Source organism: Streptomyces inhibens (assembly GCF_022221585.1).
GTDB classification, from domain to species: Bacteria; Actinomycetota; Actinomycetes; order Streptomycetales; family Streptomycetaceae; genus Streptomyces; species Streptomyces inhibens.
In genome coordinates this window covers 8,873,707-8,888,069 of the sequence record NZ_CP084681.1, presented here as the reverse complement: position 1 = coordinate 8,888,069, position 14,363 = coordinate 8,873,707, and the positions used below count along the sequence as shown (strand labels likewise).

The window sequence follows — 14,363 nt, the reverse complement described above, 5'->3', positions numbered from 1 at the left end:
GGGGGCGGTTCTAGTCTTGTCGCCGGAGCATTGGTACGAATCAGGAGCGAGCGGATGGATCACAGCGGGCACGGCATGGACGGCATGAACATGGATCTGCCGCCGTTCACGCTGGGGCGTGGCCTGGAGTTCGGTGGTGATCCGTTCTTTCTCGTCGGCTGCCTGCTGGGGCTCGGCCTGTACGGCTGGGCGGTGATCCGGCTACGGCGGCGGGGGGACCACTGGCCGGCGGGCCGGATCGTGGCCTGGGCCGTGGGCGTACTGACGGTGGCACTGGTGATGTGCACCCGGCTCAACGACTACGGCATGGCGATGTTCAGCGTGCACATGGTCCAGCACATGGTCGTCAGCATGCTCTCGCCGATCCTGATGCTGCTCGGGGCGCCGGTGACGCTGGCGCTGCGCGCGCTGCCGACCGCCGCGCGCGGCCGCAAGGGCCCGCGCGAACTGCTGGTGGCGCTGCTGCACAGCCGCTATATGCGGATCATCACGCACCCGGCGTTCACCATCCCGCTGTTCATCGCGAGTCTGTACGCGCTCTACTTCTCGCCGCTGTTCGACTTCCTGATGGGGTCCCGGGCCGGGCACATCGGGATGATGGTGCACTTCCTCGCGGTCGGTCTGGTCTTCTTCTGGCCGATCATGGGCGTCGACCCGGGCCCGCACCGGCCGGGCTATGTGATGCGGATGCTGGAGCTGTTCGCGGGAATGCCGTTCCATGCGTTCTTCGGTATCGCGCTGATGATGGCCACGGAGCCGATGGTCGACACCTTCCTGCACCCGCCGGCCTCGCTCGGTATCGAGGCGCTCTCCGACCAGTCGGCCGCCGGCGGCATCGCCTGGGCGTTCAGCGAGATCCCGTCCGTGGTGGTGCTGATCGCCCTGGTTTTCCAGTGGTACAAGTCCGAGAAGCGCCAGTCGCAGCGGGCGGACCGGGCCGCCGACCGTAACGGTGACAAGGATCTGGCCGACTACAACGCCTACCTCGCCTCGCTCAACGCACGGGGGCAGTGACCGCACGTCGCCACTCTGGCGCCACGGGCCGCGGCCGGGGACGATGGTCCCATGGCCGCGGCCCGTGGCGTTGGTGCCCCGGGCTGCCATGAGGAGGTTGCGGGTATGCCCGGATCTGCTAAGACGATGGCCGTGTGCACGGTGGGCGGACTGGTGGTGGCCAGCGCCTACACGGTGGCGCTGGGCGCCAATGGCTGGCTCTGGTTCGCGTGGGTGGTGCTGGCGCTGGTGACGATCGGAGTGGTGGCGGCGCGGCCGGTCTGAGTCCTGGGGGCGACAGGCGGCGCGGCCGGGCGTCAGAAGCGGAAGACGGGCCCGGTGGCGGAGTCCATCATGCAGGCGTTGGCGTACTCCTTGCGCCAGTTCACCGGGCCGCCGCGCCAGGAGCCGGTGGCGGTGACGGTGACCGGGTCGTACTCCTTGGTGCAGTTGCGCGGCTCGCCGGGCAGCGCGTCCATGTCGCCGCGCGCCCAGGTCAGCGCGTCACACGCGGCGGTCGCATGCGGATGCCGGCCCTGGGTGTCGGGGCAGTTGAGCCGCACCCCGCGCATCCAGGTGTTACCGGACCCGGAGACGGTGAGCTGCAGGCCCTGATCGGGGGGAGTTGTTTCGTCGGCACCGGCCGGGCCGGCGGACAGGGCGACGGCCAGCGCCGCCGACACGGTGGCAAGCACGGTCACGGGCACGGTGGCGCGGGCGGAGCGACGTCGACGGGTCACGGGCATCACTGTCTCCTGGGAACGCTCGGTGGGATCGAGTGCGGGAGCCTTGACGGAGACGCGCGGCACCCGGAGGCCCCAGGCCATCCCGCCGGGCCCCGATCGCCAAGCGTCCACGCCGTGATGTCGCCCGTACGGGCCCCGGAACATGACGAGGTGGCTGGTGACGGAGGAGGCGACTCCGTCACCGGCCACCGAACCGGGATCAGCCGACGCGCTCGATACGGGCGCGGCGGATCAGGAACTTCCCCTCCTCACGTACCTGCTCGAATGCGGCGTTGTTGAGCAGTGCGCAGCTGCCCGACGTGGACGTCACGGACACGGTTGTCGACTTGTTGTTGTCCAGGTTGGTCACCTTCAGTTTGGTCCCGGTGGGGAACTGGTCGCTGGAGGCCGCCGGGGCGCCGCCCTCGCCGGAGAGGGTCACCGTCGAGCCGGCGCAGACCACCTCGCCGCCGGCGGCGGGCGGGTCGTCCGAGGCGGGCGGCTCGGCGGACCCGGGTGGCGCCTGCGAGGCGGGCGGGGCGCTCGCGGCAGGCGGGGCGCTGGAAGCGGGCGGCTCGTTCGCCGCCGGCGGTGCGCCCGCGGCATCACCCTCGCCCGCTCCTTCGCTGCAGCCGGCGGCCCGCTGTTTGACCTGGATCTCCTTGATCACGGCTTGCCGGTTGGCGATCCGTGCCGCTGACTGGGCGTCCGGATGGGCCTGCTGATCGGCGATGAACTTCTGGTTGTTGCTCAGGGCGGTGGCCAGTCCGTCGCACGCCACCGAGGCCTGACTCGTGCCCGTCGTGGCGATGGCGATGCCGCCGACCAGCGCCGCGGCGCTGACGCAGACGATGATCTTCTGACGTCGGCCGACTGTTCTCTTTCGGGACATGCATGACTCCTGTCCTCGGCCTGGAACCCTGGGTTCAGGCTCGGTTGCCGGCCAGTACGGCGCGCCAACCCGGCCCCGTTCAAGGTGAGTTGAAAGTTGTCCGCGGGTGCCAAAACGGATCCCGGAACGGTGACCGGGGCGGCTGGGAGCGGGTGAGCGCCTGCGATGATGTCCGGATGCGTGTGCTGATGCCGGTCCCGGACCGCGACTTCGATGTCACCGAGGTGGCGGTGCCCTGGCGGCTGCTCACCGACGCCGGTCATCAGGTCGTCTTCGCCACCGAGCGGCCCGGCACCCGGCCCGCCTGCGACCCGCGGCTGCTGACCGGCGTGCTCTTCGGGCAGCTCGGCGCCGCGGCGGAGCCCCGGCGTTTCTACGAAGAGCTCACCCACAGCCAGGAGTTCACCGCGACGGTGGGGTGGGCGGAGCTGGACCCTGAGGCGTACGACGGGCTGATCCTGCCGGGTGGCCATGCGCCGGGTATGCGGCAGTACCTGGGCTCGGAGGTGCTGCAACAGCAGGTCGGCAGGTTCTGGGCGCTGGAGCGGCCGGTCGGGGCGATCTGCCACGGTGTGCTGGTGCTGGCGCGGACCCGCGACGCGTCCACCGGCCGTAGTGTGCTGGCGAATCGCCGTACGACCTGTCTGCCGAAGTACATGGAGCGCTCGGCCTATCTGGCCACGGCCTGGCGGCTGGGCCGCTACTACCGTACGTATCCGGCGTATGTGGAGGACGAGGTCAGGGCCGCGCTGGACGACCCGGGCGCGCTGTTCGAGCGCGGGCCGAGGGTCCTTTCCGCGCGCGGCACCGCGACCGATGACACCGCCGCGTTCGTGGTGCGGGACGGCAGCTATCTCTCGGCGCGCTGGCCAGGGGACGCCTACCTCTTCGGCCGCCGGTTCTGTGCGCTCCTGGAGGGCGCACAGCGCTGAGGCGACCGGGTTGGCTCTCGGGCGCGCGCTACGCGGCGACCCGCCGGATCAGCCGGCTGCCCGCCGTCAGCGCAGCGTCGGCCCGCTCCGGCGGAAGGGCTTCCTCGATGAACGAGACGGCCCGGCGCAGCCGTTGGCCGCTCTGGTAGGGGAAGTCGGTGCCGAGCATCAGCCGGTCGGCCCCGTAGGAGTCGGCCGCGGCGCGCACGGCCGGGACATGGCCATGGGCGACGGTGTCGTACCACATGCGACGCGCCGCCTCGGTGGGCTTCTCCACGACGTCCGGTGCCTCCCACGGGAGGTGGTCATCGGCGCGCGGCAGCAGCATCGGCAGGGCACCGCCGAGGTGGGCATGGATGATCCGCAGCCGGGGGAAGCGGCGGGGGATCCCCTCGAGGATGAGGTGCATGGCGCAGATGGTGTCCTCGGTCGGTGCGCCGACCATCCAGCGCATCCGGTGTGCGGCGATCAGCGGTGATCCGGCGTCATGGCCCGAAGGGTGCAGGGACAGCACACCGCCGCGCCGGTCGAGCTCCTCGAAGAGCGCGGTGAAGGCGGGGTCGGCGAGGCTGCGGCCCAGGACGTCGGTGGTGACGCCGACGCCGACCATGCCGAGTTCGTCCAGGGCCCGGGCCAGCTCCGTCAGGGACTGGTCCAGATGCGGCAGCGGGAGCGCGGCGAACGCGGAGAAGCGGGTGGGCCGGTCACGGACCAGGCCGGCGTAGTGGTCGTTGGCGTGCCGGGCGGCGGTGACCGCCCGGTCGGCGTCGGCGAAGTACGGGCCCTGGGGTGATACGGACAGGATCTGGTGGTCGATACCGGCCGCGTCGTTCATGGTGAACCGGGCGTCCAGCTCCCGTGGGCTGTCTCCGGCCCCCAGTCCGCGGTGAGCGGCGGCGTCCGGGCGCCCGTAGGACTCCAGCAGCCGGAGATAGCGCTCACTCCACAGGTGGGCGTGCACATCGGTCCGCATCACTTTCAGCTTCCCGCCGGGGCTCCCGGGTGTCCACCGGGGGCCGTACGGCGGGCCGGCCGCTGTGCACGGGCAAAGGGTCAGCATCGATCAGGCCTAGGGTGGTTACAAGCGACGACGGTTGCCCATAAACTCACTGCCCGTCCCGAAGAGCCCTCGTGACCTGGAACGACGCAGCCGCCGAGGCATGCCGACGGAAGAGGGAGCTGCCCCGTGTTCTACCAGGTGCTGAAGTACATCCTTCTGGGGCCGTTGCTGCGGCTGGTTTTCCGGCCGCGGATCGAGGGGCTGGAGCATGTGCCGGAAGAGGGCGCGGCGATCATCGCGGGCAACCATCTGTCGTTCGCGGACCACTTCGTGATGCCGGCGATCGTGCCGCGCCGGGTGACGTTCCTGGCCAAGGCCGAGTACTTCACCGGGCCCGGTCTGAAGGGGCGGCTGACCGCGGCGTTCTTCCGCGGGGTCGGGCAGATTCCGGTGGACCGGTCCGGCGGCCGCGCCTCGCAGGCGGCCATCTCCTCGGGGCTCTCCGTACTCCGCAAGGGCCGGCTTCTGGGGATCTATCCGGAGGGCACCCGCTCGCACGACGGCCGGCTCTACAAGGGGCGGACCGGGGTCGCGTCGATGGCCATCCAGGCGGGGGTGCCGGTGGTGCCGTGCGCGATGATCGGCACGTTCGAGGCGCAGCCGACCGGCCGGCGGCTGCCGCGCGCGATGCGGATCACCATCCGCTTCGGAGCGCCGCTGGAGTTCTCGCGCTATGCGGGGATGGCGGACGAGCGCACCGCGCTGCGCGCCGTCACCGACGAGATCATGTACGCGATCCTCACGCTGTCCGGGCAGGAGTACGTCGATACGTACGCGGGCGAGGCCAAGGCCGAGGCACAGGCGCAGGCGCGCGCCCACGGGCGGCGTGGCCACGGCAACGGGCACACGGGCTGAGCGGCGGGCAGCCCGTTTCCGGGGCTCGTCTTGCGCCGTGGGCGAACCGTACTGCGGCGGCCGTCTGACGGTCCGTAAGGTCCCCTCATGACATCAGGCAGCGTGACATCGGGCAGCGCAGTGGTGATCGGGGCGAGCGGGCAGATCGGGCGCGCGGCGGTGCGGGCCCTGGCCCGGGACGGCTGGCAGGTGCGGGCCGCGTCCCGGCGCGGCGGGCGGGACGACTCCTGGCCCGCGGAGGTCCGTACGGTGGCCATGGACCGGGCGGACGACACGGCGCTGGCCGAACTGGTCGGCGACGGGTGCGAGGTGCTGCTGGACTGTGTGGCCTACGGTGCCGCGCACGCACGGCAGTTGGCGGGTGTGGCGGACCGGATCGGGTCGGCCGTGGTGGTCTCCAGCGGCGCGGTGTACGAGGACGACCGCGGGCGGAGCTTCGCGACACAGGGCGAGCCGGACGGTTTCCCGGTCTATCCGCTGCCCATCCCGGAGTCCTGCCGGACCGTGCCGCCCGGCGACGAGGACTACGCCACGGGGAAGATCGCGCTGGAGCGGGCGCTGCTGGCGGAGGGCGACCGGCTGCCGGTGACGCTGCTGCGGGCCGGTGCGATCCACGGCCCCCACAGTCCGCTCCCCCGCGAACTGTACTTCGTCAAGCGGGTGCTGGACGGCCGCCGGGTGCGGGTGCTGGCGCACGGCGGGCGCAGCCGTTTCCATCCGGTGCATGTGGCGAACCTGGCGGAGCTGATCCGGCTGGCGGCCCGTCGGCCGGGGTCACGGGTGCTCAACGCGGGTGATCCACAGGCGCCGACGGTCGCCGAGATCGCGGTGGCGGTGGATGCGGCGATGGGGGCGCCTGCGAGCGAGGTGGTGACGGTGGAGGGTGCCCCGCCGTCGTCCGATGTCGGCGAGACCCCCTGGTCGACCCCGCACCCGGTGGTCTACGACATGGCCGCCGCGGAGCGTGAGTTGGGCTATCGCGCGGTGACGACGTACGAGGATTCGCTGCCGGAGACGGTGGCCTGGCTGGCGGACCGGGTCAAGGGGCGGGACTGGTGGGAGGCGTTCCCGACGATGGCCGCCCACTATCCCGACGAGAAGCTGTTCGGGTATGCGGCCGAGGACCGGTGGCTGGCCGGGCGGGGCGCGCAGCGCTGAGGGGACGGCGCGGGGCCCGATATACGGTCGCGGGGCGTGCCGCGCACCCGTACCTTGATCGCTATGAGTAATCGGATACGGGGGAGCCGACGATGAGCGCCCGGCTGCGTGGCATGGCACAGGAGACGGAGCGGATCGTCGCGACGGGTGGGTACCGCGCGCCGAGCGGACGGCTGGTGGAGATCGCGGCGGCGGTCGAACGGGCGCGGGCGGGGACCCTGATGTACGGGCCGGAGCCGGTCGCGGTGGAGGCACCGGCACCGGGGGCGCGGACGACGGTGTTCGAGGTGACGGGGGAAGGCAGTCTCACGGCCGGCCGGCGGCTGGCCGAGGCGGGCGGCGGGCCCCCGGCGATCCTCAACTTCGCCTCGGCCCGCAATCCCGGCGGCGGCTATCTCAACGGCGCACAGGCCCAGGAGGAGGCGCTGTGCCGTGGGTCGGCGCTGTACACCTGTGTGCGCGAGGTCCCGGAGTTCTATGCCGCGCATCGGGCCGAGCCGAGTCCGTTCTACAGCGATCGGGTGATCTACTCCCCCGGCGTGCCGGTGTTCCGTGACGACCGTGGCAATCTGCTCGAAGTGCCGTACGAGGCGGGGTTCTTGACGGCCGCGGCGCCGAATGCGGGGGTCATCGCGCGGCAGCGGCCGGCCGAGGTGGGCCGGGTGCCGGCGGCGCTGGCGGCGCGTGCGGAACGGGTACTGGAGGCCGCGGCGGCCGGCGGGCACGGTCAGCTGGTGCTCGGTGCCTGGGGCTGCGGGGTGTTCCGCAACGAGCCGGCCGATGTGGCGGGGGCGTTCGCCGCCGCGCTGCTGAACGGCGGTCGTTTCGCGGGCCGGTTCGACCGGGTCGTGTTCGCCGTGCTGGACCGCCGGGAGGACTCCCCCACCAGGGCCGCCTTCGCCGAGGTGTTCTGAGAACGACAAGGGCGGCCGGGGAGTTCACGTCCCCGGCCGCCCTTTTCATGCCGTCACTACAGGACGGCTCATGCCATCGTTACGGGGCGGCCGGAAGGTCGGCGGCACCCTTGGCGGCGGCCTTGGCCGTCGGCTTGGTCGGCTGGGGCGTGGCGTGCGGAGCGCAGGTCACGTCCTTGGCGTCGGTCTTGCCCTCCAGGAAGTAGGCGTCGACCCGGTCGTTGATGCAGGGGTTGACCTGGCCGGTGACACCGTGCGATCCGGCGTCCCGCTCGGTGATCAGACGGGAGCCCTTGAAGCGGTGGTGCAGCTCGACGGCGCCGCCGTACGGCGTGGCAGCGTCGCGTTCGCTCTGTACGATCAGCACGCTCGGCAGACCCTTGCCGGTCTCGACCTCGACCGGTCGCTGCTGCTTGACCGGCCAGGTGGCGCAGGGCAGGTTCATCCAGGCGTTGGACCAGGTCATGAACGGTGCCTTGGCGTGGATGCGGGTGTTGTCGCGGTCCCACTTCTTCCAGCTGGTGGGCCACTTGGTGTCGGTGCACTCGACGGCCGTGTAGACGGCGTTGCCGTTCTCCGAGGCGATGTTGCCGGCGGTGTCCTGAAGGTTCGGACCGGCGTTCTCCACCAGCGGCTTGGTGTCACCGGCGAGGTAGGAGCTCCAGACCTCGGCGACCGAGGCCCACATCGAGTCGTAGTACGGCGCGTTCTGGAAGAAGCCGGTCAGCTCGGCCGGGCCGACAACGCCACCGATCGGGTTCTGCTTCGCGGTCGCCCGCAGCTTCTCCCAGGCCGCCTGGACCTTCTCGGGGGTGTCACCGATGTGGTAGGTGGCGTCGTTCTTGGCCACCCACTTCTTCCAGTCGCCCCAGCGGGTCTCGAAGGCGATGTCCTGGTCGAGGTTGGCCTGGTACCAGACCTTCTCGCGGGACGGGTCGACGACGCTGTCGACGAGCATCCGGCGGACATGGTTCGGGAAGAGCGTCCCGTAGACGGCGCCCAGGTAGGTGCCGTAGGAGACGCCCAGGTAGTTGAGCTTCTTCTCCCCCAGCGCGGCCCGGATCACGTCCAGGTCGCGGGCGGTGTTCGCGGTCGTCATGTACGGCAGGAGGTCGCCGCTGCGCTCCGCGCAGCCATCGGCGTACTCCTTGGCGAGCTTGCGCTGGGCGCGCTTGTCGGCCTCACTGTCGGGCACCGGGTCGGCCTTGGGGGCCTTGACGAACTCCTGCGGGTCCATGCAGGAGATCGGCGCGGAGTGGCCCACGCCCCGGGGGTCGAAACCGACAAAGTCGTATGCCTTGGCGGTCTTGGCCCACAGCGGGTTCTTGTTGGTGATGCGGGTCGGGAACTTCATGCCCGACCCGCCGGGGCCGCCGGGGTTGTAGAGAAGGGCGCCCTGTCGCTCCTTCTTGTCGCCGGTGCTCAGGGCCCGGTCGACGGCGATCTTGATGGTGCGGCCGTTGGGCCTGGCGTAGTCGACCGGGACGGTGACATAGCCGCACTGGACGGGGGTCTTGAGGCCCCAGTCGGCGGGGCAGTCCTGCCAGTCGATGCCCTTCTTGGCCGCGCGCGCGGCGGCGGTCTGTACACCGCGCGCTTCGGCCGATCCGCTCCGGTGCTGCTCGCCCGCGCTGGCGGGCGTGGCGGCTATCGCTCCCGCGAGGAGCGTGCCGGTCACCAGGGTGCCGGCGGCGCCGAGCGCTGCTGTTCTCTTCACGTGGTTGTTCCCCCTGCTTGGTGCGCCACTTGTGGCGGCGTTGATCACAGGCCTACGGGGGGATCCTGTCGTCTCTTCTCCCCTCCTGAACAGGTTTGACCGGCATTTCTTTACCAAGCTGTAGGTTTTGGGCCGCGCGGGCGCCGGTCGGGGAACGGCCGGACATCGCAGCGGAACGTCACCATTCCGGCCAAGGCGAGCGGCAGCGGCCCGACATGCCGCACCGGAACCCGACGTACCGGTGGGATCCTCAACGCGAGCCGCGCATTGGACAGTTGACGAGGCGACAAGAGGACTGTCGCCCCGCCGTGCTGCTCTCGTGCGCCGGACGCCCCAGCGGGGAGAAGCCCGGTTCGTTGGCCGCCGGAGGGCCACGGAGGGGCGAGAATACGTCAATTGCCGTAGACCTGCCCCTGAGGCATGTGCCAATCGCGCACCTTCAGTAACCTTCCGTGCAGGCTCTCCCACGCGCTGCCACGAGGGAGGGCTTCGGCGTTTTCGCCACGTACCGACATCGGTGCCGCCCTCGGCCTGGCGCCGGCCGTGCGTCAGTGCCGAGCGGCGCCCCGTCCGAGCCGTCCGAAGGAGTTCCGAAGTGCCAGGTATCGATCAGGTGTTGTCCCAAGCGATGGGGATCCCGGGCGTCCTGGGCGCCGGGCTGATCGACTGGACCAGCGGTCTGACGCTCGGTACGGCCGGACAGGCACCCCACGGCGATCATGACGCGGCCGCCGCGGACACCGCCGAGGTGGTGCAGGCCGTGACGCGCAACGCCACCTTCGACACCGCGGGCACCGCCGGCCCGGCCCTGGAGGACCTCATCATCACGGCCGTCGACAGCTACCACCTCATCCGTTTTGTGCATACGGCCTTCGACAGCCAGACCTGTCTCTGCCTCTGGCTGGACCGCGCACAGGCCAATCTCGCCGTCGCCCGGCTACGGCTGCGCGATCTGGCGGCGGAGCTGGTCCCGTCCTGACGGCACCCTCCGCCCCACCGCACCAACGGTTAGGAACCAGCCTTGGGCCTGCCCATACCCCCTCGCCCGTCCGCTCCGGCCGGGCTGCTCGACCGGTGCGCCGCCGAACGCGTCACCGGCGCCCTCCGCGGTCCGCACGGCTGCTTCTACCTGCTCGACGGCGCGGTCTACTGCGTCGAGGACGCCGCCGCACCCGGGCTCGAAGCGCGGCTCACGGCGGCCGGCAAGGTGCCGCCGCAGGGCTGGCAGTACGCCGTCGAGACGGCGGGTCCGCAGCTACGCGGTGGCCAATTCCTGGTCAGCGAGGGCTGGTTGACGCAGGGTGAACTGGAGATCTGCCATCTCGCGGCGCTGCTCGACGCCGCCTTCTTCGCTCTGCCGCTGCCACCCGAGACCACCTCCTTCACTCCTGGGACCGCACATTGGCTGGGCGCCGTACGCCGGGTCAGCGCCACCGCCCTCCAGCAGGCGACGGCCCGCCGCCGGGCACTGCTCGACCAGCTGCACCCCTGGGCGGCGGTCGACACCTCGCCCGTCATACCCGTCCACGCCCGTACCTCGGCCCGCACCACGAGCCGCCAGCGGCGGCTGCTCGACCGTGCCGACGGCCGGCACACCCCGCACGAACTCGCCCGCGCGCTCGGCCAGTCCGCGTTCATGACGCTGCTCGACATCCGCCGTCTCGCCGCGGCCGGCCTCGTCCACATACCCCAGGCGCCGGCGGCGCTCCCCCGGCGGCAGCCCGGAGCCTCTCTGGACGGGCATCCGCCGCCCGCCGCCGAAGAACGCCACACCCCGACCTGGCAACTACCGGTACCGGAACTTCTCGATACCGCCGATCCGGATATTGCCCTCCTTGTCCGACTGCGTACGGCGTTGGAGGAAAACCTGTGAACCCTTGCGTACAAAGACCATGCAGAGCATGAAGCGCGCCATCAAGAGGCGTGCCGCGAAAAGGAGAATGATGACCATCGAACCCCGGATAAGGGATGAATTACACACACTGCGCGACCAGGTGCGGCATTTCCAGGGCGGGATGGTGGCGAGCGTGGACGGCATGGTGATAGCCCACGATCTGCCGGATATCGAACCGGACGGTCTCGCCGCGCTCACCGCCGCGGCCATCGGGGTCGCCAAACGCCTCACCGAGGCGACCGGGCAGGGCACTTTCGAGGAATCCCTGACACGTGGCACCGATGGATATATCGCGGCCTACTCCGCCGGACGCCGTGCGGTCCTGACAGCCGTGGCGAGCCCGGACACGAACGTAGGGCGGCTGCATTTGCAGGCCAGAAGGGCGGCCGAGCGGATCGGCGCGCTCGTGGACGCCGCACCGCGTCAGTAGTCGGCCGCGGGCACACCACGACCACTGCGCCGCACAGACATCCGCAATGCACACATACCTGCGCACCGGAACACCTTCAAAGAACCGAAAGGTCTGAACTCCTCATGGCTCAAATGGAATCCGCTCTCGCCGACGCGATGTCGACCATCGAGGGCGCCATCGGTGTCGCCCTTGTCGACTACACCAGCGGTATGGCGCTCGCCACCCTCGGCGACAACCAGGCGCTGGACCTGAACATAGCCGCGGCCGGCAATACCGATGTCGTACGCGCCAAGATGCGCACCATGGAGATGCTGGAACTCCAGGGCGCCATCGAGGACATGCTGATCACGCTGACCGGGCAATACCACATCATCCGTCCGGTGTCGGGCAAGGGCGGCAGCGGCCTTTTCCTTTATCTGGTGCTGGACCGCAAGCGCGCCAATCTCGCGCTGGCACGTCACCGCCTGGCCCGGCTGGAGGCCGATCTGGAGGTGTGAGGGGCCCGGCCGCCCTCACCCGGCGGCGGCGCTCCGGGCGGCTTCGTCCAACAGGCGCCGCAGCCGCAGCGCGTCCGGGGCGACGGCCGTGGCCAGGGCCGCGGGACCGGCGAGCGGTGCCAGGACGCCCTGTCCCGCGCCGTCGCCGGACCGCTCGTCCGCCGCATCGCCGAGGAGCCGCACCTCGGCCGGCTTTTCCTCCAACTCCGGCTCGACGACCAGGAGTTGACCGACGGCGCGGTGGCCGTCCAGCACGGCCGAGCTGTCCCAGCCGGGGACGCCGGGCCCGTAGGCCGTCTCCTGGTCGAGCAGGGTACGGCCGGCGCGGCGGACCACGAGCCGGCTGCGCAGCGCTCCGGTCTCCTCGCCGCTGCGGCCCAGGACCTGTTCCTCACGGAGTACCAGGCGTGCGGTGGGCGCCAGTTCGACGGTCGTGGTCATCCGCAGATCGCTGCCCGCCGCGGAGATCAGCGGCTCGGGCAGCCAGTCGAGCCGTGCGCCGTCGCCGACCGTCAGGTGCACGTCGTAGGTGGCGTGTTCGGCACTGCGGCCGGGCAGTGCGACGGTCGCCGCGGCGGCCGTGATGTGCAGGGCCGCGCCCGCCTCGGCGATGGCCGTGATGCCCAGCCGGTCGCCGCCGAGCGGAGCGCTCATGGCACCCACGACGCAGACCCGGGCCTGGTTGCCGTGCGCGCGGATGCGGCGCAGCGCGAGCGGGCCGTCGCCGTCGAGGACGGGCAGCCGGGTGGTGCCCTGTGCGTCGGCCCGCGCGACGATACGGGCGGTGGCGCGCAGACCGGCGGCCGAGGCGACGGCCTGCGGCGGTACCGCTGGCGTGCGGAGGGCGAGCGTCATGCCGGGCCCGCGGTCCAGTCCGCCAGCTGTGCCCGGACCCAGTCCGCTACGGGCTTGACGCCGTTCTCCGACTTCAGGGCGGTGAAGGCGACCGGCAGCTCGCCGCGCTGCGCCTTGGCGTCGCGGGCCATGCCTTCCAGGTCGACGCCGACATAGGGCGCGAGGTCGGTCTTGTTGATGACGAGGAGGTCGGATCTGGTGACGCCGGGTCCGCCCTTGCGGGGGATGTCGTCGCCGCCGGCGACATCGATGACGAAGATCTGGGCGTCGACCAGGCCCTTGGAGAAGGTGGCGGTGAGGTTGTCGCCGCCGGATTCGACCAGGACGAGATCGAGCGGGCCGATGGCGTCCTCCAGGTCCTCGACGGCTTCGAGGTTGGCGGAGATGTCGTCGCGGATGGCGGTGTGCGGACAGGCGCCGGTCTCGACGGCGGTGATCCGCTCGGCGGGCAGTACGGCCTCGCGGAGCAGGAATTCGGCGTCCTCGCGGGTGTAGATGTCGTTGGTGACGACGGCGATGGACAGCTCGTCGCGCAGCGCCCGGCACAGCGCCGCGACAGTAGCGGTCTTGCCGGTGCCGACCGGCCCGCCGAGGCCGATCCGCAGCGCCCGCCGGGTGCCGTCGGCACGCACCGGTCCGGCGGCGCTGTAGGTGTACCGCTCGGGGTAGGTGTCCTTGTGGTCGAGGTGCATGGTCACTCCGGTGGTTCGTACGGCTGCGGGTGGGCGGCGCGGGGGCCGGCGGGGTCAGGAGGCGAAGAGGCGTACCGGCCAGGCGGCGTGCTGTTGCGCGGCGATGTCGAGCAGCGGCGCGGAGGCCGCGGGCAGGACGTCCACCCCTTCGGTGGCGGCGCGCAGTGCGGCCTCGGCGCCCTGTTCCGCGACCTTGTCGAGGTCGGCGGTGAGGCGGGCGAGCACGGCGGTGGCGTCGAAGGGGTCCAGGCTCAACAGCCGGACGGCGGCGGTGGCCGGGCCGCTGATGTTCTCGTAGGCCACGGCGTACGCGGCGTCGAGCGGCGACAGGCCGGCGGACCTGGCGGCCAGGCCCAGGACGACGGGCTGGTGGGCGCCGCGCGGGCGGGCCGCGGCGAGCGCGTCGAGTGCGGCGCTCGGCCAGGTGGCGCGGGCGGCCCGCATCATCTGCCGGCCGAGCCGCCGGGCGACCTGCCGCAGCGCCGGTACGGGCGTACGGGCGTCGGCGGCGTCGTCCAGGAGCAGCGGGTCGCAGCCGGCGGCGGCCGCGGCGGCGAGCCCCGCGGCGACCAGGCCCGCGGTGTGCAGCCGGCCCCGGCAGAAGGTTTCCAGGGTGGCGGCGTCCTTGATGCGTCCCGCGGTGACGGCCGGTTCGGCGCCGCCCGAGTGGGCGTGCCCTCCGGCGGGGAACCGGCCGTCGGCGAGAACGAGCAGCGCTGCGCGGCTCATCGGTGGTACGTGTCCTTCATCGGGATGTTCATCGGCGG

The 14,363-nt window shown here is 71.5% G+C and carries 17 protein-coding genes; 10 read left to right on the top strand and 7 right to left on the bottom strand.

The features are described from left to right. The first annotated feature begins 54 nt into the window (after positions 1-54). Both KI385_RS39885 and KI385_RS39880 read left to right on the top strand, forming a co-directional pair. Positions 55-1,014 carry a cytochrome c oxidase assembly protein gene (locus KI385_RS39885; RefSeq protein ID WP_238576883.1) on the top strand — a complete coding sequence of 320 codons (960 nt, stop codon included), beginning with the start codon at positions 55-57 and terminating at the stop codon, positions 1,012-1,014. A 105-nt stretch (positions 1,015-1,119) separates the two neighbouring features. Next, positions 1,120-1,278: a hypothetical protein gene (locus KI385_RS39880; RefSeq protein WP_238576882.1), complete on the top strand. Its 159-nt coding sequence runs from the start codon at positions 1,120-1,122 to the stop codon at positions 1,276-1,278. Positions 1,279-1,310: 32 nt separating this feature from the next. On the opposite strand, the gene KI385_RS39875 is transcribed toward KI385_RS39880, so the two are convergent. Continuing rightward, a complete protein-coding gene (locus tag KI385_RS39875; RefSeq protein WP_238576881.1) occupies positions 1,311-1,739 on the bottom strand; it encodes an SSI family serine proteinase inhibitor in 429 nt (142 codons plus the stop codon). A 199-nt stretch (positions 1,740-1,938) separates the two neighbouring features. Next, the gene (locus KI385_RS39870) at positions 1,939-2,610 is read right to left on the bottom strand and encodes a hypothetical protein (protein ID WP_238576880.1); all 672 of its coding nucleotides are present in this window, start codon (positions 2,608-2,610) and stop codon (positions 1,939-1,941) included. A 176-nt stretch (positions 2,611-2,786) separates the two neighbouring features. Here KI385_RS39870 and KI385_RS39865 point away from each other — a divergent pair, with 176 nt between their 5' ends. Then, positions 2,787-3,542: a type 1 glutamine amidotransferase domain-containing protein gene (locus tag KI385_RS39865; RefSeq protein WP_238576879.1), complete on the top strand. Its 756-nt coding sequence runs from the start codon at positions 2,787-2,789 to the stop codon at positions 3,540-3,542. A 28-nt stretch (positions 3,543-3,570) separates the two neighbouring features. Here the strand turns inward: KI385_RS39865 and KI385_RS39860 are convergent, their stop codons facing one another. Continuing rightward, complete coding sequence (locus KI385_RS39860; protein WP_238576878.1) at positions 3,571-4,515, bottom strand: amidohydrolase family protein; 945 nt, start codon at positions 4,513-4,515, stop codon at positions 3,571-3,573. Positions 4,516-4,728: 213 nt separating this feature from the next. On the opposite strand from KI385_RS39860, the gene KI385_RS39855 reads away from it, so the two are divergent. The 3 genes from KI385_RS39855 to KI385_RS39845 all read left to right on the top strand — a co-directional run bounded on the left by KI385_RS39855 (position 4,729) and on the right by KI385_RS39845 (position 7,529). After that, positions 4,729-5,457: a lysophospholipid acyltransferase family protein gene (locus KI385_RS39855; protein WP_238576877.1), complete on the top strand. Its 729-nt coding sequence runs from the start codon at positions 4,729-4,731 to the stop codon at positions 5,455-5,457. A gap of 87 nt (positions 5,458-5,544) precedes the next feature. After that, positions 5,545-6,615: an NAD-dependent epimerase/dehydratase family protein gene (locus KI385_RS39850; RefSeq protein ID WP_238576876.1), complete on the top strand. Its 1,071-nt coding sequence runs from the start codon at positions 5,545-5,547 to the stop codon at positions 6,613-6,615. A 92-nt stretch (positions 6,616-6,707) separates the two neighbouring features. Next, a complete protein-coding gene (locus tag KI385_RS39845; RefSeq protein WP_238576875.1) occupies positions 6,708-7,529 on the top strand; it encodes a TIGR02452 family protein in 822 nt (273 codons plus the stop codon). 79 nt (positions 7,530-7,608) lie between these two features. Here KI385_RS39845 and KI385_RS39840 read toward each other — a convergent pair whose 3' ends face one another. Next, on the bottom strand, positions 7,609-9,246 hold the full coding sequence (locus tag KI385_RS39840; protein WP_238576874.1) for an alpha/beta hydrolase: 1,638 nt from the start codon (positions 9,244-9,246) through the stop codon (positions 7,609-7,611). Positions 9,247-9,841: 595 nt separating this feature from the next. Here KI385_RS39840 and KI385_RS39835 point away from each other — a divergent pair. The 4 genes from KI385_RS39835 (at position 9,842) to KI385_RS39820 (ending at position 12,049) form a co-directional block, all read left to right on the top strand. Beyond that, positions 9,842-10,225, top strand: a complete 384-nt coding sequence (locus KI385_RS39835; RefSeq protein WP_238576873.1) for a hypothetical protein — start codon at positions 9,842-9,844, stop codon at positions 10,223-10,225. A 42-nt stretch (positions 10,226-10,267) separates the two neighbouring features. Next, positions 10,268-11,119: a hypothetical protein gene (locus KI385_RS39830; protein ID WP_238576872.1), complete on the top strand. Its 852-nt coding sequence runs from the start codon at positions 10,268-10,270 to the stop codon at positions 11,117-11,119. A gap of 70 nt (positions 11,120-11,189) precedes the next feature. Beyond that, complete coding sequence (locus KI385_RS39825) at positions 11,190-11,570, top strand: roadblock/LC7 domain-containing protein (protein ID WP_238578039.1); 381 nt, start codon at positions 11,190-11,192, stop codon at positions 11,568-11,570. Positions 11,571-11,674: 104 nt separating this feature from the next. Then, positions 11,675-12,049: a roadblock/LC7 domain-containing protein gene (locus tag KI385_RS39820; RefSeq protein WP_128503364.1), complete on the top strand. Its 375-nt coding sequence runs from the start codon at positions 11,675-11,677 to the stop codon at positions 12,047-12,049. Between the two features lie 15 nt (positions 12,050-12,064). Here the strand turns inward: KI385_RS39820 and KI385_RS39815 are convergent, their stop codons facing one another. The 3 genes from KI385_RS39815 to KI385_RS39805 are packed head-to-tail and all read right to left on the bottom strand — an operon-like array spanning position 12,065 to position 14,325. Continuing rightward, positions 12,065-12,904 carry an urease accessory protein UreD gene (locus KI385_RS39815; protein ID WP_238576871.1) on the bottom strand — a complete coding sequence of 280 codons (840 nt, stop codon included), beginning with the start codon at positions 12,902-12,904 and terminating at the stop codon, positions 12,065-12,067. Continuing rightward, positions 12,901-13,596, bottom strand: a complete 696-nt coding sequence (gene ureG / locus KI385_RS39810) for an urease accessory protein UreG (protein WP_238578038.1) — start codon at positions 13,594-13,596, stop codon at positions 12,901-12,903. Before ureG ends, KI385_RS39815 begins: the two co-directional genes overlap by 4 nt. 54 nt (positions 13,597-13,650) lie before the next feature. Then, positions 13,651-14,325, bottom strand: a complete 675-nt coding sequence (locus tag KI385_RS39805; RefSeq protein WP_238576870.1) for an urease accessory protein UreF — start codon at positions 14,323-14,325, stop codon at positions 13,651-13,653. Positions 14,326-14,363 lie beyond the last annotated feature (38 nt).